Annotated in this window: 16 protein-coding genes; 6 read left to right on the top strand and 10 right to left on the bottom strand. The window is 41.2% G+C overall.

What is annotated here, in order from left to right:
* The first annotated feature begins 275 nt into the window (after positions 1–275).
* From ACM5QX_RS01280 to ACM5QX_RS01260, 5 genes are all read left to right on the top strand, one after another.
* The gene (locus tag ACM5QX_RS01280; protein ID WP_414752046.1) at positions 276–941 is read left to right on the top strand and encodes a hypothetical protein; all 666 of its coding nucleotides are present in this window, start codon (positions 276–278) and stop codon (positions 939–941) included.
* 172 nt (positions 942–1,113) lie between these two features.
* The gene (locus ACM5QX_RS01275) at positions 1,114–2,865 is read left to right on the top strand and encodes an ABC transporter ATP-binding protein (RefSeq protein ID WP_414752045.1); all 1,752 of its coding nucleotides are present in this window, start codon (positions 1,114–1,116) and stop codon (positions 2,863–2,865) included.
* 84 nt (positions 2,866–2,949) lie between these two features.
* Entirely contained in the window at positions 2,950–4,356 is a 1,407-nt protein-coding gene (locus ACM5QX_RS01270; protein WP_414752044.1) for a sensor histidine kinase, read from the top strand.
* Positions 4,357–4,621: 265 nt separating this feature from the next.
* The gene (locus ACM5QX_RS01265; RefSeq protein ID WP_414752043.1) at positions 4,622–5,272 is read left to right on the top strand and encodes a HupE/UreJ family protein; all 651 of its coding nucleotides are present in this window, start codon (positions 4,622–4,624) and stop codon (positions 5,270–5,272) included.
* Positions 5,273–5,615: 343 nt separating this feature from the next.
* On the top strand, positions 5,616–6,896 hold the full coding sequence (locus tag ACM5QX_RS01260) for a DEAD/DEAH box helicase (RefSeq protein ID WP_414752042.1): 1,281 nt from the start codon (positions 5,616–5,618) through the stop codon (positions 6,894–6,896).
* Positions 6,897–7,136: 240 nt separating this feature from the next.
* On the opposite strand, the gene ACM5QX_RS01255 is transcribed toward ACM5QX_RS01260, so the two are convergent.
* Positions 7,137–7,814 carry a sugar transferase gene (locus tag ACM5QX_RS01255; RefSeq protein WP_414752041.1) on the bottom strand — a complete coding sequence of 226 codons (678 nt, stop codon included), beginning with the start codon at positions 7,812–7,814 and terminating at the stop codon, positions 7,137–7,139.
* A gap of 556 nt (positions 7,815–8,370) precedes the next feature.
* Between ACM5QX_RS01255 and ACM5QX_RS01250 the strand changes: the two genes are divergently transcribed.
* Positions 8,371–8,676 carry a hypothetical protein gene (locus ACM5QX_RS01250; protein WP_011318744.1) on the top strand — a complete coding sequence of 102 codons (306 nt, stop codon included), beginning with the start codon at positions 8,371–8,373 and terminating at the stop codon, positions 8,674–8,676.
* A gap of 473 nt (positions 8,677–9,149) precedes the next feature.
* Here the strand turns inward: ACM5QX_RS01250 and folE are convergent, their stop codons facing one another.
* The 9 genes from folE to ACM5QX_RS01205 all read right to left on the bottom strand — a co-directional run bounded on the left by folE (position 9,150) and on the right by ACM5QX_RS01205 (position 20,294).
* Positions 9,150–9,800 (bottom strand): GTP cyclohydrolase I FolE, encoded by a 651-nt coding sequence (folE, locus tag ACM5QX_RS01245; RefSeq protein WP_011318743.1) that lies wholly within the window; start codon positions 9,798–9,800, stop codon positions 9,150–9,152.
* Between the two features lie 98 nt (positions 9,801–9,898).
* Positions 9,899–10,951, bottom strand: a complete 1,053-nt coding sequence (locus ACM5QX_RS01240) for a CobW family GTP-binding protein (RefSeq protein WP_414752040.1) — start codon at positions 10,949–10,951, stop codon at positions 9,899–9,901.
* A 145-nt stretch (positions 10,952–11,096) separates the two neighbouring features.
* The gene (locus ACM5QX_RS01235; protein WP_414752039.1) at positions 11,097–11,279 is read right to left on the bottom strand and encodes a hypothetical protein; all 183 of its coding nucleotides are present in this window, start codon (positions 11,277–11,279) and stop codon (positions 11,097–11,099) included.
* A gap of 133 nt (positions 11,280–11,412) precedes the next feature.
* Positions 11,413–12,423 carry a porphobilinogen synthase gene (gene hemB, locus ACM5QX_RS01230; RefSeq protein WP_414752038.1) on the bottom strand — a complete coding sequence of 337 codons (1,011 nt, stop codon included), beginning with the start codon at positions 12,421–12,423 and terminating at the stop codon, positions 11,413–11,415.
* Between the two features lie 116 nt (positions 12,424–12,539).
* Positions 12,540–13,655 (bottom strand): sensor histidine kinase, encoded by a 1,116-nt coding sequence (locus tag ACM5QX_RS01225; RefSeq protein WP_414752037.1) that lies wholly within the window; start codon positions 13,653–13,655, stop codon positions 12,540–12,542.
* The gene (locus ACM5QX_RS01220; protein ID WP_011318738.1) at positions 13,652–14,368 is read right to left on the bottom strand and encodes a response regulator transcription factor; all 717 of its coding nucleotides are present in this window, start codon (positions 14,366–14,368) and stop codon (positions 13,652–13,654) included. The genes ACM5QX_RS01225 and ACM5QX_RS01220 overlap by 4 nt, the downstream gene beginning before the upstream one ends.
* 430 nt (positions 14,369–14,798) lie before the next feature.
* Complete coding sequence (locus tag ACM5QX_RS01215; RefSeq protein WP_010998860.1) at positions 14,799–15,509, bottom strand: NYN domain-containing protein; 711 nt, start codon at positions 15,507–15,509, stop codon at positions 14,799–14,801.
* Positions 15,510–16,650: 1,141 nt separating this feature from the next.
* Positions 16,651–18,435, bottom strand: a complete 1,785-nt coding sequence (locus tag ACM5QX_RS01210; RefSeq protein WP_414752036.1) for an ABC transporter ATP-binding protein — start codon at positions 18,433–18,435, stop codon at positions 16,651–16,653.
* A gap of 44 nt (positions 18,436–18,479) precedes the next feature.
* Complete coding sequence (locus ACM5QX_RS01205) at positions 18,480–20,294, bottom strand: ABC transporter ATP-binding protein (RefSeq protein WP_414752035.1); 1,815 nt, start codon at positions 20,292–20,294, stop codon at positions 18,480–18,482.
* Positions 20,295–20,389: the final 95 nt, after the last annotated feature.

Here is a 20,389-nt window from a genome sequence, read left to right as displayed (position 1 = left end):
GTACCCTGCTGAATTCACCCCTACACCCCTACACCCTCACACCCCTAAACCCAGTCTCAACAAAAAAATTTAGCTACGTAAGTAATTAATAATCTGGAAAATTATAAATATTGGACGCAGTGTGGAAAAATTGCACTAAAATCACTACGACGGTGGTCTTTTGTGTGAGGGGTGAACAGTTTGATGTCAAATGCTGCAATTACAGTTGAGGCTAAAATAAATCCACTTCGCAAGACCTCTAGGCTAACCACAAAAGGAGATTAGAGCGTAAATATATGTTTTTACTGTTAAGCCGGGTACTGCTGTGGCTACTGATTGGGATTATTGTCTATTCCCTGTTTCAGAGAGTTTATCCTTCCAGTACTTTTGTTGGGCGAATAATCTTAGTTATTATCTTGGTTGTCTTAGCTTTGTCATTCATTAATCCGAATGAACCAGCTGTGCGATCGCTATGGGATTTAGTATCCTTTCCCCTCAAACCCTTAGGGGGATCACTTTTACTGCTGATTTTCGCTGCCCAAAGAATCAAAGGTGGTGGTATAGACAAACCAGGAGGATACCTTGCTGGTTGGGCGTTGACGATTCTACTGTTGTCGAGTATGCCATTCATCAACAAGTTACTAGGAGGAACCCTAGCTACCACATCTGTTTCTCTACCATCACAAACTCTAGTAGCCTTGCAGCCATCAAGCAGTAATATAACTGATATTGGAAGCAATATCTTATACAGCGCAGAACCAGGGCAGACAACAGTAGCTCTCAACTCGTTAAATTCAGAAATTCCCTCCTATTTGTTACAGACTCCTGCCCCTGTAGCAAATCGGACAGGTTTAACTGTGAGTGACTTTGTACCTAGTGCAGACACTCTGCAACAAACAACAAGATTTTGGGAAAGTTATCTTAATCAGATTTATTTTTTCTTACGTGGTCGTCAATCATAAGGGTAAAATAAGTATCTTGAAAAAGAGAACAGGGGCTAGGGACTAGCAAATAGTAGAGGAGCAGGGGAGCAGGGGAGCAGAGGTGAAGAAATTTTTACTCGGCACTCTCCACTCAACATTCTCCACTCACTAGTCCCCAATTCCCAGTCACCAAAACCCAGTCCCCCAATTCATGACAAAATCTCGACGAATTACTAAACTTGCTGCTTATCTGCGTCCCCATTGGCGGGAAGCAGCATTGGGCATCCTGGCTTTGTTGTCTGTCAATGGGCTGGGTGTTTATATCCCTTGGTTGATTAGGGCTTGTGTTGACCTACTTTCTACCAACTTTAGCTGGAACCAAATATTACGTTACGTAGTAGTTATTATCTTGCTGAGTTCCGCTATGTTGCTCATCCGCATGGCTTCGCGGATTTGGTTATTTGGAGTGGGTAGGCAAGTAGAATTTGACCTTAAACAACGGATTTTTGAGCATTTACTCAAGCTAGAACCAGCTTATTTTGCCACCAATACAATTGGTGATCTAATTAGCAGAGCCACCAGTGATGTAGATAATGTCAGGCGCTTATTAGGTTTTGCGGTCTTAAGTTTGGCCAACACCCTATTTGCTTACGTTCTCACCTTACCTGTCATGCTGAGAATTAGTGTCGATTTGACACTCGCAGCTTTGGCAATTTATCCCTTAATGTTTGTTTTAGTCAACTTATTTAGTAATCGTTTACGCCAAGAACAGGCAAAAGTACAAGAACAACTCTCTGACATTAGTGAGTTGATTCAAGAAGATATTAGTGGCATTGCTTTAATTAAAATTTACGCTCAAGAAGAAAACGAGCGTCGCGCTTTTGCCCAACAAAATCAAAAGTTATTAAGTGCTAACTTGGAACTAGCCAAAAGCCGCAATATTCTGTTTCCTTTAATTGGGGGTTTAGCCAGTCTGAGTTCACTGGTAGTTATTTGGTTGGGAACGTCAAGAATTGCCGAGGGAACCTTAGCTGTTGGCGATTTTTTGGCGCTTCTCATATACATAGAACGTCTAGTCTTTCCCACAGCGCTATTAGGCTTTACGATTTCTGCTTACCAACGGGGTGAGGTGAGTGTAGATCGTTTGGAAGCTATCCTCAGCGTGGAAGCTAAAATTCAAGATGCTGATGCAGCCATACATTTAGAATTAGCTGAGGTAAAAGGGGAATTAACTGCCAAAAATCTCAGTTACGCTTATCCGGGTGTGGAAAATCCGGCTTTGGACAAAGTTAATTTTACTATTGCTCCTGGGGAAACCGTAGCGATTGTCGGAGCGATCGGTTCTGGTAAATCTACCTTAGCTAATGCCTTGCCCAGATTGTTGGAAGTTGCGCCAGGACAATTGTTTTTAGATGGGCGGGATATTACTCAGATAGCTTTGAGTGATTTACGTAGTGCGATCGCCTATGTTCCTCAAGATAGCTTTTTATTTAGTACTACAATTAAAAATAATATCCGCTACAGCGATCCTGTCAGTACCCCAGAAAATGTTGAGTACGTTGCTAAACTAGCTCAAATCCATCCCGAAATTATTAATTTTCCCCAACAGTATGAAACCATCGTCGGAGAACGCGGTATTACCCTTTCTGGCGGTCAAAGGCAACGTACTGCACTAGCTAGAGCAATGTTAGTTAATGCTCCAGTCTTAATTTTGGATGATGCCCTTTCTAGTGTGGATAATCAAACAGCTACACAAATTCTCAATAATCTATCTAGTGGTACTGTAAGTAGGACTGTAGTTTTCATCACTCACCAACTTTCGGCGGCGGCAGCAGCAGACCGGATTTTTGTCATGGATAAAGGGCAAATTGTACAGGTAGGGAATCACCTGGAACTATTACAGCAAGCGGGTCTTTACCGTAACCTGTGGAGCCAGCATCAAGTGGCAGAACTACTAAGTTAGTGATTTCTCTGTAGCATCTCTATTGAGCAAATTTTATACTTGTAATATAAATTATCGTAGCAAAGTATACTTTTGCGGTATTTGATGTTAGAAATAATACATGATGTTTTTGCAAATAATTCATTTATTCCTCATGGTCATTGCTACTTGTGGCAACCCGGATTAGTTGGATTACATATACTTGCAGATTCCCTCATTGCTATTGCCTACTATTCCATTCCCATCACCCTGGTTTATTTTGTTCGGAAGCGACAAGATTTGCCTTTTAAATGGATATTTCTACTATTTGGGGCTTTCATTGTCTCCTGTGCTACATCCCATGTGATGGAAATCTGGACACTTTGGCATCCAACTTATTGGTTGTCTGGTTTCATGAAGGCAATCACTGCTTTTATCTCCATATATACAGCCATTGTCCTCATACCCATTGTTCCGCAATTATTAGCTTTACCTAGTCCTGCACAATTAGAAGCTGCTAACAACCAACTCAAAACCGAAATCATCGAGCGCAAAACAGCAGAAGCAGCTCTTTTACAAATTAAAGCAGACTTAGAAAATAGAGTGGAGGAACGCACCAATCAGTTACAGCAAAGTATGTTGGAATCTTTGGATACAGCCGCTAAAGCTAAAGACCAAGCAGAAAAACTGCAAGTCGCTTTGAACGATTTGGCTAACGCTCAAGTCCAACTGATTCAAACAGAAAAAATGTCTTCTTTGGGTCAATTAGTTGCAGGTATTGCCCATGAAATTAATAACCCAGTTAATTTTATCTACGGTAATATTCATTATATCTATGAATATACTAAAGATTTGTGGCGACTAATTATTCTTTATCAGCAATACTATCCTGAACCTGCTTTAGAAATTGCAACTTACATACAAGAAATTGATCTTAATTTTGTACAGAACGATTTTGAGAAAATTCTAGCTTCTATCCAGAATGGAGCCGATCGCATTCGGGAAATAGTTTTATCTTTACGCAATTTTTCTCGCTTGGATGAAGCGGAAATTAAACAAGTAGATATTCATGAAGGCATTGATAATACAATATTGCTGCTAAAAAACCGCTTAAAAGGTCAGGGCAAACATCCAGATATTGAAGTTGTTAGAGAATACAATAACTTACCTCTAGTCGAGTGCTATCCTGGTCAACTGAATCAAGTATTCATGAATATCCTGACCAATGCTATTGAAGCAGCCAAGGAATCAGTGAACAAGCCACTGATTCAGATTCAGACTAAGGCTCTAGATAGTAGTCAAGTGATGATTCAGATTTCTGATAACGGTTGTGGTATGACGGAAGAAGTAAGAAATAAAATTTTTGACCCTTTCTTCACAACTAAACCTATTGGTTCAGGTACTGGTCTAGGGATGTCGATTAGCTATCAGATTATCAATAAGCATGGTGGCACCCTAAAATGTGTTTCTGCTCTCAACGAAGGGACTGAGTTTATCATTTGCATCCCAACTCGCCTCAAGTCTTCTACATAAATATCAAGTTTTATACCGTTTTTTGAGCAAGATGCACTTTAATTCTGTACTGTAGAGACGTTGTATGCAACGTCTCTACATCATTTATTTGGCACAACTTTATAGAGAATTGGTATTAGGTATTAGTTGTTAACAAAAAAACTTTCTATCCAACATTTGTACATTAATTCTGCCCCCTATCCCTCTACCTCTGTTTTTTATGAGATGTTAGTTATTTTGATTGTCAGGGAAGTATAAGGTATCAAAAAACTACTTGTGCATTTTTATGTTAACTACATCCATACCTACTGCTGTCAGGAAGTTACAGCATCGTCACCTGGGAGCGATCGCCGCTTTGATACTAATTAGTTTGTTAAGCTCTGTAAGTGGATTATCTCTGCAATATCAGATAACCAATAGCTGGGATGGTTTTTTATGGGGTGTGGCTGATCCGGTGCTGCACCTCGACAGTTTAGCCAGGATATTAGGCATTGGTTTAATCTCAACAGGCATTGTTCATGGTTCATTCGTCACCATGTCTTTTGTTTTAGCATCTGTACTGGGCGAACTTACACATTTATCGACGTTCCATTTCCCAGGTGCAGAGATAGCGATCGCTATTTTTACTATTGGCTTTGGTGCTATCTTAGTGATGCCCCATAAACCTAACTGGCTGGTTGTAGTGACCTTAGGTGCGATCGCTGGTTTGTTGCAAGGCTACGTTTCTGGACAAGTTACCGACGGGATTGATTTCATCTCCTTGCTTACCTACACCGCAGGCTTCGGTTTAACTCAGTATGCAATCGCCACTAGTACCAGACGGCTGGTTAAGGATAGCTTATCCACAATAATCCGTTTTGTAGGTTTTGCTTTTATGGCGATCGGTTTTGTATTCTGCGGTAACTTACTCAATTTCTTAGGTACTGCTAATTTTTGAAATATCCCTGGTTGTGGGTATCTATGACTTGTCATCGCAATTTAGAGGTGCATTAGCTGATACCAATTCTCTATGAAGTTGCACCCAATAAATGATGTAGAGATGTTGTATGCAACGTCTCTACCATTCATTAAGAAACGGTATGAGAACCATTATTCTCAACCCTGAATATTAAAGTTTAAAGAAATTGGATTATATGTCACCTTTACTCTGTTAAGATTCACGGTTGGGGTATTCGCTATCAGTCTTGGCGCTACTGCCCATCCCACGCCTCAAACTTTTGTCCGTCCGCCTAAGACTGATACCGCTACTGGTGACAGGCCGATGTTATACCCGGAGTTCTATGTCTTTTTCTCATCTCGGCTTGTCCAATGAAATTATTCGTGCTGTTACTGAGTTGGGGTACACCAAACCGACACCAATCCAGATGCAGTCAATTCCTGCTGTCTTGTCGGGACGTGACTTGCTAGCTGGCGCTCAAACTGGAACTGGGAAAACTGCCAGCTTTACCCTACCCCTGCTACATTTATTATCCCAAGATAGTCTTAAAAGCGCCTCTAATCCTTCCTCCCCCATTCGGGCGCTGATTCTCACCCCGACTCGTGAACTCGCTGCACAGGTGGAATCAAGCGTACGTGACTACGGCAAGTACTTGAACCTCAACTCAATGGTGATGTTTGGCGGAGTCAGTATTAATCCCCAAAAACAGCGTTTAAAGGGTCGCGTGGATATTTTGGTTGCTACCCCAGGGAGACTCCTAGACCATGTGCAGCAGGGAACAGTAAATCTTTCACAAATTGAGATTCTCGTGCTGGATGAAGCTGACCGGATGTTGGATATGGGCTTTATTCGTGATATCCGTCGTATCCTCTCTTTGCTGCCCAAACAGCGACAAAATTTGCTGTTCTTCGCTACATTCTCAGACAAAATCAAGGAACTAGCCGCCGGTCTGCTAAATCGCCCACAAATGATTGAAGTAGCACGCCGTAACGTTACCGCCGATACGGTGACACAAAAAGTCTACAAAATAGAGCGCGACAGGAAACGAGATTTACTTGCTCACCTGATTCGGAAAGATAATTGGTATCAAGTACTAGTATTTACTCGTACTAAATATGGTGCTGACCGCCTGGTGAAACAATTGGGACATGAGCGCATTCAAGCTCTAGCTATCCACGGCAATAAGAGCCAGTCGGCACGTACCCACGCTCTGGCAAAGTTCAAAAATGGTAGTTTACAAGTTTTAGTGGCAACTGATATCGCCGCGCGGGGACTGGATATCAGCGAATTGCCTTATGTGGTCAATTTCGATTTGCCCTATGTACCAGAGGATTATGTTCATCGCATTGGTCGCACTGGTCGCGCTGGTGCATCAGGTGAGGCTGTATCTTTGGTGAGCGCCGATGAATATCATTTGTTGGCAGATATTGAAAAACTGATCGAAAAACGATTGCCTTTTGAATTGGTAGCGGGTATTGGAGCTAATTCCCAAGCTAAACCAGAACCAAGCCAGGATGAACGCAAGCAAAAACCCAAAGGTAGTCAACATCAGCCCCGCGCTACTACTCAACCTGTGCCAAAGAAATCAGGGAAAAAACGTTTAACTAATTCTGGGAAAAGGTAGATAGGGGACTTCCAGATAAAAAATATCCAAAATGTAGGGTGCGTCAGTATAAATAATTTCCGAGTATAGTTAGGTTCTATAGCGCTGATGCACCCTACCAAAACATCAATTTTGGGTAATTTATTTTTTGTTGTTCCCTAGACATTATCCAGTATGTACAAAAGAAAAGATGAAAAAATCTACCCACAAGGGGGTAGATTTTTCGGTAATAGGTAATTGGTGTTAATCTGAGCGATCGCTTTAGAAGGCTCCAACTCTAGCGACGATAACGTAAATTGTTTTACCAATCAGTAGCAAGTCGTATAGAGGATGCCAATTATTTTGATATTGCAAATCTAAATCTACTATCTGTTCAAAGTCTTTGACATGAGAACGTCCGTTAACTTGCCATTCGCCGGTTAAGCCAGGCTTGACGTTTAATCTTTGCCAGTGGCGATCGCTATATTTGGCTACTTCATCAGCAGTGGGTGGACGTGTTCCGACTAAACTCATGTCACCCATAAGGACGTTCCAGAATTGGGGTAGTTCATCTAAGCTAGAGCTACGCAATAAACGCCCCGCTTTAGTTACACGAAAATCGTTTTTATTTTTAAATATCAGTCCGTCTGCTTCGTTATCTACTAAGGTTTTCAGCCTCTCCGCGTCGTTCACCATCGAGCGAAACTTCCACATTTGGAAGGGACGACCCCGAAAACCATAGCGCTCTTGAGAAAAGAAAATTGGGCCTGGACTATCGAGCTTGATCGCGATCGCAATTGGTAAGAAAGCGATCGCTAAAATTCCCAATCCCACTAAGCTGCCTAAAATATCTAAACAACGTTTGAACTTAGATTGCACTGAGGGATGCGGCATAAGCCCGAACGCCCAATCCTTATAAGTAGTACCTTGCAAGACGCTTTGTAATTGTGTTTGATACATGGTACGTTTTCTAGCCGAATGCCTAACAAAAAGGGTAATAACACTGAGTTGCACTCAACAAAATATAAACTCATCTTCATCAAAGACTCGGACATTTTACGGTATATTTACGTAATCTTCATCAACCTTCTGGGGATCATGAAGTTTTATAAATTTAAAATAAAGAGAAATAAATATTTCATGAGGAGGATGCTTGAAACACAATAATATGTATTTAAAATGCCTATAGTCGCAAATAATGTTACCAGGCGATCGTATGAGTGAAAAATCTCAACTTTATCTGAGCAAAATTAAGTCCAGATAGACATCCCTAAGCAAGGATTCTCTTACTAAGATCAAATGCAGGTGACAGATACAAGGTAAAGCAATTAAACTGGCTCAATTATCATTGAAGTTGCAAAAATTCTTCTACCATTTGCTAGAAGCAGCCATCAATAAAATCATCAATAGTATGAAAAGAGTATTTATATAGAGTTGTATTTATTGGACTAGATTAGTCAATTATTAATATCCATACATTACTAAAATTCTCTCTTACAATCGGGGTAGTCAAGAAATGGTTGCATCTGGAGTCGAGGTAAAAATTAGTCGTCTAGAGTCCATTGTGGAGCAAATAGGGGAAGCAGTATTATCTACTACTGAAACCATTGAACGTCTCGCAGAAAGAGTGGAAAATCTGAGTTGCCAAGTAGAAGCACAAGGAAAGCAATTACAGCAACAGGGGTATCAAATTTTTGCCTTGTGTGATGCAGTGCAGAGCCTCGCTGAATCTCAAGATGACTCCTTGCAAAAGCTAACACAACTAACACAAACTTTAGATAGACTTACTTCTTTAATTCAAGGAGAAGATGAAGAGGTTTAAATAATAATGCTAAATTTTTCAACATAGATATAAACACAGAGACAAAATATCTTTTATCTCCACATTCATATGTATAGGAAGTTGTAGCGTTGCAGATTTGTGGAATAAATGAAAATTTTTAGCCCGTAGCAGCGCATCTGTACCTTATTTATGGCATTAATTTTAAACACAGATGCGCTATTACAAAACTTTTTTAAGCTTTGATTATTACTTGTATGTAAGGGAATTCCAGATAAAAAATATCAAAAATGTAGAGTGCGTCAGTACGATAGAACTTAAATATACTCAGAAATTATTCATACTGACGCACCCTACCAAACCATCAATTTCGGACAATTTATTTTTTGGTGTCCTCTAAATCTTGGTTATTTATACCCATTCTCTATGAAGTTGCACCAGATAAATGATGTAGAGACGCTGCATACAAGGTCTCTACAGTCCAGAATAAAGCACATCTTCATTAAGAAACGGTATTAGTGAAAATTAGCATTATGTCGTACTAAATTCATAAACTCTTCACGAGTGCGAGCGTCTTCCGCAAATACACCACGCATTGCACTAGTGACAGTCCAAGAACCAGGCTTTTGTACACCACGCATCACCATGCACATATGAGTTGCTTCTACTACCACTGCTACCCCTTGAGGTTTGAGTAAACCTTGCAGTGCATCAGCAATTTGTAGTGTCAGACGTTCCTGTACTTGTAAACGTCTAGCGTACATCTCACAAACTCGCGCAATTTTAGATAATCCTATCACCTTACCGTTGGGAATATAGGCAACATGAGCGCGACCAATAATTGGCAAAATATGATGTTCGCAAGAACTGAAAATGTCGATATCCCGAATCAATACCATTTCATTGGCATCTTCTGTAAATACTGCACCATTTAACAGTTCATCTAAAGATTCATTATATCCCTTAGTCAAAAACTGCAAAGCTTTTACAACTCGCTTAGGAGTATCTAGCAAACCTTCACGGTCAGGATTTTCCCCTAATCCAATTAGTAAAGTACGCACAGCCTGTACCATTTCTGCTTCTGTAACAGTTGGTGTTTGCTGAGTAGATAAAGAAGACACCATCTGAGCAGCAGAAACTGTATCGGGACGAATCGATAAAGTCATGTTATTTCGTTTAATTGGTAGAGATTGTGAGTTAGTTAATAGTTAAAGATTGGCAAAAATCTATTAACTGAGTTGTTTGATTACTTAACACTTCTTAATCATACCAAACAATTGTTAAGTTGTGTATAAATTTGCTGAGTATTTAATTTTCTCCCAATAAAAACTAATTGGTTATTCGGTAAAGTAAGCCATTCATCAGCGTGTAAGTGATAACGAGGCCCACTCAGTTGAAATATATGGCGTAAATCACTATCACTAAACCACAAAATACCCTTAGCTCGGAACACATTCTGGGGCATTTGTTCTGTGAGAAAATTCTCAAATTTATGAACATCAAACGGTCTATCAGACTGAAAAGATACCGCAACAAATCCATCATTATCTAAATGATGGGAGTGGTGTTCATGATGATGGTGATGCTCATGGTCATGGTCGTGGTCATGGCTATGATGCTCATGATTATGTTCATGAGGAGCTTCTGTATCATCAGTTGTATAGTCATCTTTTGGGGTTAAACCAACACCTAAAATTAAGGGTAAAGCCACTTCACCATATTTGGTATGTAGGATTCTTGCACTATCTTTAACAGTTTGAATATAGTCTTCTAATACTTGAATTTTTTCCGAAGTAGCCAAGTCTGTTTTATTCAGGAGGATAATATCTGCATAAGTAAGTTGTTTTAAAGCAGCTTCGCTCTCGAAATGAGTTGGTTCAAAAGCTTCCGCATCTACAACCGTCAAAATTGAATCGAGGTTGGTCAAATCCCTAAGCTCTGTACCTAAAAATGTTAAAATGATGGGCAATGGGTCAGCAACACCAGTAGTTTCAATAACTAAATAATCAATGCGTTCTTCTCGTTCCAAAACCCGATAAACAGCATCAACTAGACCATCATTGATGGTGCAGCATATACAACCATTACTTAGTTCGAGCATATCTTGGTCTACAGACACTAATAACTGGCTATCAATATTAATATCGCCGAACTCATTGACAAGAACAGCTACTTTTAAGTCATGCTTATTTTTAAGAATTTGATTGAGTAGAGTTGTTTTACCACTACCTAAAAAGCCAGTAATGATTGTAACTGGCATTCCCCGCTTGGGAATTTCAGGAATTATGCTGGTTGTTTCTGCGGTTAGTGTATTCATAGGATGATGAGATGTTTGTGAACTATGAAATCAATGATGCTGTTGAATAATTGTGGCTATGTACGTATATTCAATTTCAGCAAATAGACTTGAGAGTTTTGTATTTGTAAATTACTTCTTGGCAGCCAATATGTACCGGCAATATTCAATAATTGGAAACTATGTAAAATCCCTTCTCTGTAACTGAGTCAGTGGCTACTTTTGTCCCTAGAAATAACTTTTGTACTGCCATCGCCATGATGTGGGCGCAGGTGTGACGAATCCGCACAAGTTGCTCGTTGTTGTGCTGGTCTAAGTCTTTCTGGGACTGGGTTAAGGAACTGACCATATTAATAAATAATGAGAATCGTTATCATGGTAGCGCAAAAGGGGTGGATTGGGAATTGGGAATGATTATAAAAATGGCTATTGCTCATGGGTGATTGTCAAAAGTTCTCCCTTCTACTTCCCCATTCCCATTTTTAAAGCAACATCAGTGCTACTTCTTTGGCAAAGTAGGTGAGAATTAAATCTGCGCCGGCGCGTTTCATGCTGGTTAAAGATTCCAAAATCACTTGTTTTTCATCAATCCAACCCATTTGAGCCGCAGCTTTGATCATGGCGTATTCGCCACTGACGTTGTAGGCTGCAACTGGTAACTGGGTGGCTTGACGGACTTGATAAATGATATCTAGATATGCTAGGGCAGGTTTTACCATAACAATATCTGCACCTTCAGCAATATCTAGTTCTACTTCTCTAATCGCTTCTCTGGCGTTGGCTGCGTCCATTTGATAGGTCTTTTTGTCACCAAATTTGGGGGTAGAATCTAACGCATCTCGAAAGGGGCCGTAATAGGCAGAGGCGTATTTGGCGGAGTATGCCAAAATTCCTACATGAACGTAGCCTTCTGCATCTAAGGCTTGACGGATTGCGCCAATTCTGCCATCCATCATGTCGGAGGGGGCGACAAAATCTGTACCGGCGGCGGCTTGGGAAAGTGCCATTTTCACTAACACTTCCACCGTGGGGTCATTTAAGATTGTGCCGTTTTCATCAACTAAACCATCGTGTCCATGTATGGTGAAGGGGTCAAGGGCTACGTCGGTGATAATAACAATGTCGGGAACTGCTTGTTTAATGGCTTTGACTGTTTGCTGTACTAACCCATATGGGTTGTAACTTTCTGCACCGATATCATCTTTTTTATTTTCGGAGATGACAGGGAAAAGTGCGATCGCCTTAATTCCTAACTGTGATACTTCGGCTATCTCTTTGAGCAACAAATCTAGGGAATAACGATAACATCCAGGCATAGAAGCAATTTCTACTTTTTGCCCCTCTCCTTCCATGACAAACATCGGATAAATCAAATCATCCACTGTCAGGGTAGTTTCCCGCACCATCCGCCTCAGTGTTGCAGTCCGACGCAACCGACGGGGGCGTTGAAGCAGGTTCAATGGTTTGGCGGTAGATGGATTTTCAACTGACATAAGTCTTCACAAGATTGATAACCATTATCATAATGGAAGCTGTTCATTTTGTGTGGAAAATATGAACTCTCTGAACCCCGACTTTTTTAAAAAGTCGGTGATCTATAAACTGGTGCTTATGCTAGAGGCAAACAAAATCGGAATGTGCTGCCAATACCTAGTTCACTATCTAGGTGAATTTCGCCACCTTGGAGTTCTACTAGGTGTTTAGTGATAGTTAAGCCAATACCTGTGCCACCGGAATGGCGATCGCGTGATTGATCAGCTCGCCAAAAGCGCTCAAATACATGAGGTATATCCTCTGAGGCAATACCAATCCCTGTATCAATCACGGCAATCCAGAGTTGCCTGTTTTCAGTCCATGTACGGATGGTAATTGAACCTTTGACGGTATAACGGATGGCGTTACCTAGCAAGTTGACTAATATTTGTTCTGTGCGATCGATATCTGCTAGTACAAGGGGGATTTGGGGTGTAAATTCTGCAAGTAATACTGGCCCATCCTCTAACAATTGATCACTAAATCTTTCTACTAAAGACTCTAATAAAGGATATAGATTTACTGACTGTATTCTAATCGGTAAATAACCAGCTTCTGCCTTCGATAATTCTTGTAAATCATTGACCAATCGTTCTAAACGTTTAGTCTCTTTCGCCAAGCGCCGATAAACCTCTGGGGACGGTTCAATTTCACCATCGGCGAGTTCTTCTAAATAACCACGCACCACTGTTAACGGTGTGCGTAGTTCATGAGTCATATCTCCTATGAGTTCCCGTCGGCGTGCTTCCACCCCTTCCAAACTTGCAGCCATACGGTTAAAACTTGTACCCAAGCGATTGAGTTCGGGGATATCAGACAAAGGTAGTCGCGCTTGTAGATGACCAGCAGCAAACTGTTGAGTGATTTGTTCCATCTCAGTTAATCGCTGCATAATCCGTTTAGAAACCCAGTAACTCAAGCCTCCCGCAGCCGTGCTACCGACTAAAACTGACCAAATAGTGCTACTGCGCCAAGCAATCTCGAACCCTTGGACTAAATCTGCACGAACATTGATTAAATTTACCCCTTCACTTTCCAATCTTTCTAAGTGCAGGACAAAAAAGCGCGGCGATGAAACTCTACTGATAATCACCAGACTAATTAATCCCACTATCATCACCACTAAATGGGAGACAAACAAGCGGGATGCTAAAGGTAGGGATTTTGTCCAACGCCAACCTTTGTTGATCATGCTGAAATTACGGGAGAGTCTTCAAATTTATAACCAACTCCGACAACAGTTTTAATAAAACTGGGATTAGTGGGATCAGGCTCAATTTTTTTTCTGAGCCTAGCTACATGAGTATCCACAACACGCTCATCACCAAAAAAATTATCTCCCCACAATTTGTCAATTAGTTGGGTTCGGTTCCACACCCGCCCAGGATTGCTGACAAAAGTGCTTAATAAATTAAATTCTAGAGTAGTTAAATCTAAAGCTTCTGCTTGATGGGCATCTATTTGACGACTAGCAGTCCGTTGGTCTACATCTACTATAAAGTGTTGAGTCCGACTTACCTGATTTTGTCCCCCTTGACGTAGACTGCGCCTTAGAAGCGCCCGCACTCGCGCTACCAACTCTCTAGGGCTGAAGGGTTTGACCATGTAGTCATCAGCACCCGTAGACAAGCCAATTACCCGGTCTATTTCCTCACCTTTAGCTGTGAGCATTAGTATATATGGGTCTTTTGCTCCAGGTTTCTGGCGAATTCTCGCGCAAACTTCCAATCCATCTAACCCTGGAATCATCAGGTCTAGGATGATTAAATCTGGTGGTTGTTCTTGGAACATTCGTAAAGCATTGATTCCATCGCGGCTAGTCCGACAGGAAAAGCCCTCTTTTTCTAAAGAATGTTGAATTAACTGAGCAATTTCTGATTCATCCTCAACAATTAGAATGTCCATTTTGATGTCAGGTACGCAGCGTAATTTCTAGGCTTGTTATTTTATTTCAGCAACTGTAAGAGTTCTGATAGTAATTAATTTAACACTTACGCTTTTAGTTGTGCTTGAGCTAGATATAGCTTTTAGGTTAGTAAGGAAAAGTATCTGTAGGGTGGGCATTGCCCACCATATCATGCTTGTGGTGGGCATTGGCCAACGCCACTTGCTCTAAGCCGGGGAACCCGTCCAACGCAGTAGCTCCCCTACATATAGTTCATAAATCGAATATTAGTCTTATAGATTTAAGGTTATTAAAACTAATTAACGGTTTGCAAACATTAAAAAAGAAAGGAATGTCAAGTGCATCCTTTCTCAATAGCTTTTATCCAAATATGGTGAAATTATCTTTCACTTAACCATATTGAGTATTAACTCAACTAACCTTTATATTTTAAAGGTTAGAATTAGATAGCGTCCGATAGCCATATCCTAGATGGGAATCTTTTTGGATATATTGTTTAATGCTGTCGAGGTCAATAAAGTAGTCGGCGACATCAATTAAACAGTCGTTAGTCATGGTTCGTAAACTGACGACTTCTACACGAACTCCGGTACTGCTGACTGCGTTGACTGCGTATGCTAAATCACCATCACCGCTAACCAAGACGGCTGTATCATAATGAGGTGCTAAGGTGATCATGTCTACAGCAATTTCTACGTTCAAATTTGGTTTTTTGTTGTTATCGGTGACTTGGAGTTCTTTGGTGACAACACGATAACCGTTACGGCGCATCCAAAATAGAAACCCTTGTTGCTTATCATTGGTGCGTTGACGTGTAGGAGTTGGTCGAGACATATCAACTCCGGTGTAGAAAAATGCCCGTAATAATCTAGAACCCGCAGTTAAACGGCAAAGTAATTTGAGGTAATCGATTTCGATACCAAGTTGTAAAGCGGCTTGAAATAGATTAGCACCATCGATGAAAATAGCTACTCGACCCCGATTTAAATCATTAGTAATAGATACATCATTTCTAGGTTCTCGCTGCCTAGAAACTTCATGTTTGCTACCATTTTTTATCTGTATTTTGGTCGGTAAATGCGGTTCTTCCGCTTGGTGGTGATATGAATTTTTTCCTTTCGTAAAACTGGAGTTAGTCATTGAGTCCTCTGGATTTTAAATCTGGCGAAGCGTTTGAGGTAATAGACAATAGACCATCTATGCTGATCAATCAGCAAAACAAAAAATGATATTCAGTCACTTGAAATACACTCAAATCGGTCTAATTGTGTAGATTTCAAAGTTTAACGACCCAGAGTATTAAACTCTTTTCAGGAAAAGTTTTACGAGATATCCCCTCTGCCTATAGATATGCTGTTCATCTCTTACCACTACAGCGCATCAACTTGTCATAAAAGACAAGGGATTGAGAGGGAGAATAGTTTGCTGTGTTGGTCAACCAAAGCATAGTCATTGGCATCTCTTCTTATTGTATATCTGACTCAAAAAAAAGTTACATTAAGGTAATATGTACATATTCATGTTGATTCATTGACAAAAATAAATTACTATTTAATCTTTAGTAATGTACAATGTATTATTCAAGTTTCTAATTTAATTTAGGAAATATATTTATAATTTTGATAAAAAAGTAATAGGTATTTAATACATTTTTAGTAATAATTATGGAATCTAAATATTCAATGATTACGTACGGTTTGTTATAGAGTGCGATCAAGATTAATTTAATACTAGTATTCGGATTTTTGTACTGCTAAGGGACTTCCAGTTAAAAAATATCCAACTAGGTAGGGTGCGCTACTTGCGAGAAAACTTAGCTGTACCAAGAAATTATTCATACTGACGCACCCTACTAACCATCAATTTGGAATAATTTATTGCGCTGCGCGTGTCAGTTGTCAATTGTCAGTTGTTGAAAGGATCTGGTCTAATACCCCAACCCCTAGTGGGTGGTTTTTTACAAATCTTTGCCACTGACCACTGACCACTGACCACTGACAAAACTCCATCCCTTTATGGGTGGAGTTTTTATTCTTTGGTGTTCCCTAATTACAAATCAACTTAACCTTGCTTGCGCCTTCAGATGGAGGGGAGATATTTGATTTCAAAGTTAAATTTAAATTCCAGACTAGTCCACAATCAGATGTCTTTGCTAATCACCTCTGAGGTAGAAAATCCAGAGGTGATTTTTTTCATATATCCCTTAGCTCCCCGACTTTTTCAAAAAAGTCGGGGAGCTGAACACCCGCAGTCCTTCAAATTATCACCAATTACCCAGAAATTATTGTGCTGTTGCTGCCCCCAGTTGGAGTGCATACAGATTAGCGTAAATACCTTGCTGGCTGACAAGTTCTGCGTGAGTACCTCGTTCTACGATTTGCCCTTGCTGAATGACCAATACTTGATTAGCTTGGGTAACAGTGCTGAGGCGGTGGGCAATGACAAAGCTGGTGCGACCTTGTAATAAACGAGCGATCGCATCTTGTACTAGAGCTTCTGTTCGGGTATCTATACTACTGGTTGCCTCGTCAAGAATCAAGATGCGGGGATTAATTAATACTGCACGAGCAATACTAATTAGTTGTCTTTGTCCTTGGCTGAGAGGCGCGCCCCGTTCACCTAATTTGGTTGTGTAACCTTGCGGTAGTGAAGTGATAAACTCATGGACGTTTGCCATTTGTGCCGCCGCTTCAATTTCGGCTTGAGTGGCATAAGGTGCGCCAAAGGCAATATTTTCGGCGACAGTACCGCTAAACAAAATATTATCTTGTAGAACAATGCCAATCTGATGGCGGAGGCTAGCTTGAGTCACACTACGCACATCAACACCATCAATTTTTACTGCACCGTCAGACACATCATAAAAACGCAATATGAGGTTAATAATTGTTGTTTTGCCTGAACCGGTCGCCCCTACTAATGCCACCATTTGTCCTGGTTTAGCGTGTAAATTAACTCCTTTGAGGACTAGTTGCTCTGGATTATACCCAAACTTAACATCCTCAAATGTCACCTCACCTTGAATAGCAGGCATTTGGGTGGCGTTGGGTGCGTCATTGAGTTGGGATGGTTCATCTAGTAAGAGGAAAATACGCTCTAATCCGGCAAAGGCTGACTGAGCTTGGGTGTAAAACTGACTGAGGATTTGGATGGGGCGGAAGAATTGCTGGACGTAAAGTAAAAATGATGTTACCACACCCACAGTTGCGGCTCCTGTCACGGCAAGATAACCACCATAGGCAAGGACACCTGCTGTAGCTAAGGTGTTGAGAAAATCAATTGATGGTAAAAATGCCGCCGTAATTGCTACGGCTTCAACGTTGGCATCACGATTAGCGGCGTTGAGAACGTCAAATTCTGCGATGTTAAGATGTACCCGGTTAAAGGCTTGGGCTTCTCGCACACTGCCAATATCTTCTTCTAACTTGGCGGAAAGTTCCCCAATTGTTTGTCTGGTGACGCGAAATTTAGTCCTAGCCCACCGTGCAAATAAGCTGGTGGTAAAAATCATCAGAGGCACAACTAAGTTACTTAACAACCCAAGTTGTAAGTTAATAGAGAGCATGGCAATGACAATACCCACCAAACTGAAGGTATTACCTAGCATTTGTGCCACTGTTTGCCCAAAGGCTTGATTAACAGTGTTGACATCGTTTAGCAGACGACTCATTAAATCACCGGCTTCACTGCGGTCAAAAAAGCTGAGTGGCAAACTTTGAATTTTGGTAAAAATATCTTGCCTCAACTGAGCCAGTAATCGCTGCATAATCCAGCCGACGCGGATAATTTGCCCCCGGATTGCCCAGATACCAAAACTATAATTTAGCCCTAATAATACTAATAACAGTAGCAATCCTGGTAAATTGCCTTTGGCTATGAGGTTATCTACTGACCAACCCAGTAAAAACGGCCCGATCGCCTGGGTGACAGCACCAATTAATACTAAACTCAAAGCAATGGGAACTTCTTTGCGAAATGGTCGCAGGTATTGTAAAAAACGCCGTAAGGTTGAAAGTTGCTTAGTTGCTTGTTGTTCGGAGGCAATAACTGGGGCTGGGGTTCTCATAGGGAGTTGTCAGTTGTTAGTTGTTGGTTGTCAGTTGTCAGTTGTTAGTTGTTAGTTGTCAACCCCCTATTCCCTACCTTTTCTGTGTCCTGTCTTTTCTTCACTTGAGATTCCAAAATTGCGCCATAGAGTGGGCTGGTTTGCATTAGTTCTTCGTGAGTACCTTGGGCTACTAACCGTCCTTTATCTATGAGAAAAATGCGATCGGCGTTTTTGACTGTGCTGATACGTTGGGCTACAACAAAGGTGACACAAGCTTTTTGCCGCATCATGCTATCCAGTTCGGCTTGAATTTCAGAGGCGGTTTTAGCATCAACGGCCGAAGTACTATCATCCAAAATCAAAATACTGTAATCGGTGAGGAGGGTGCGAGCGATCGCTATGCGTTGCTTTTGTCCACCAGATAAACCTACGCCACGTTCACCCACTATGGTTTCGTAACCATCTGGCAAGCTAATAATAAAATCATGAATTTGGGCAGTTTTCGCTACTTCTATCACCTGTTCTAATGATGCTTTAGGTTTGGCGTAGGCGATATTTTCGCGGATAGTTCCCGAAAATAAGGTGGTTTCTTGAAACACAATGCCGATGTGCTGTCTGAGACTGTTGAGGGTGAAGTCTCGCACATCTCGCCCATCAATCCGAATTGCGCCTTTGGTGACATCATAAAAGCGGGGAATCAGGTTCATAACGGTACTTTTCCCGGAACCTGTCATGCCTAAAATGGCTATTAATTCGTTAGGTTTAGTTTCAAAGGAAACATCTTTTAGGGCTTCTGTAGCTGCACCAGGATAGCGGAAAGAGACATTTTCAAAGGTGATTCTACCACCGCAAGTTACGAAGGGGAGGGCATCAGCGCGATCGCGGATTTCTACTGCTGCATCTACGACCTCATAGACTCGTTGAGCAGAAGCGGCTGCTTGGGCGATCGCTGGTGCAGCAAAACCAATCAGTAAAATTGGTTGCAAAATTAATACTAGATAGGCGTTAAAGGCTACTAGTTCACCAATGGAGAAAGTATTACCAATCACCTGCGCCCCACCATAGCCAAACACCGCCAGGGTTACCAAGTTACTTAGTAGAAAGATAAACGGGAAGGTATTACGAATGGCGCTAATTGTCTTCATGTTAGCCGTCACTAGGGCATCATTCAGACCTGTGTAACGTGACCTTTCCGCCGACTCCCGCACAAAAGCTTTGACTACCCTGATACCAATCAGATTTTCTTGCAATACAGCATTTAAGTCACTTAGTTGCTCTTGTACTTGTCGGAACAGTCGGTCATTTTGGGTGATGAATCGCGCCATTAACCACCCTGACATGGGTACAACGGTTAAGGTAATTAGTGCTAGTTGCCAATTCATGACTAGCAAAATTACTGCTGCACTGGCTAACGTCACCACTCCACTAATTACCTGAATTAAGCTAGTACCGATAAAAGTGCGGATTTGCTCAATATCACTAGTGACGCGGGTTAAGAGTTGAGAAGTTTGTGACTGGTCATGATAGCTAAAACTGAGATTTTGAATTTTGCTAAAAATCTTGTTTCGCAGTTCATAGGCTACACCTTGGGAAGCCGCCTCTGCCAAATAACTTTGACCAAAATTAAACACACCGCGAGCGATCGCCGCAACTACCATCCAGGCGGCGCTGTAAAGTACTATCTGTAAGTCTTTCTTGACAATGCCCTGGTCAATTCCCCAGCGAAATAGTTGGGGCGTGACCGCATTTGCCACCGTCAACAGCAAAAGACTCAACAAAGCCCCCAGCGAAATCAATCTATAATTCCGCAAACTCTCCAATACACGCCCAATTGCCTGCATTGACGAATTTTCCTGAAGTTCTGATTGTGGAACCACTGGAATTTATCCCTGATATCTTTTAAAAATTATCCCCTACAAAGGTTAAAAAAAAGACCCCCGGTGGTTAACCGAGGGGTTCTGCAAGTCTGTAT

Origin of the sequence: Anabaena sp. CCY 9910 (assembly GCF_963920875.1) — a bacterium.
In the GTDB taxonomy this organism is placed as follows: domain Bacteria; phylum Cyanobacteriota; class Cyanobacteriia; order Cyanobacteriales; family Nostocaceae; genus Trichormus; species Trichormus variabilis.
Note: the sequence above shows the minus strand (reverse complement) of the source record. Positions and strands in the feature narration are given on the sequence as shown.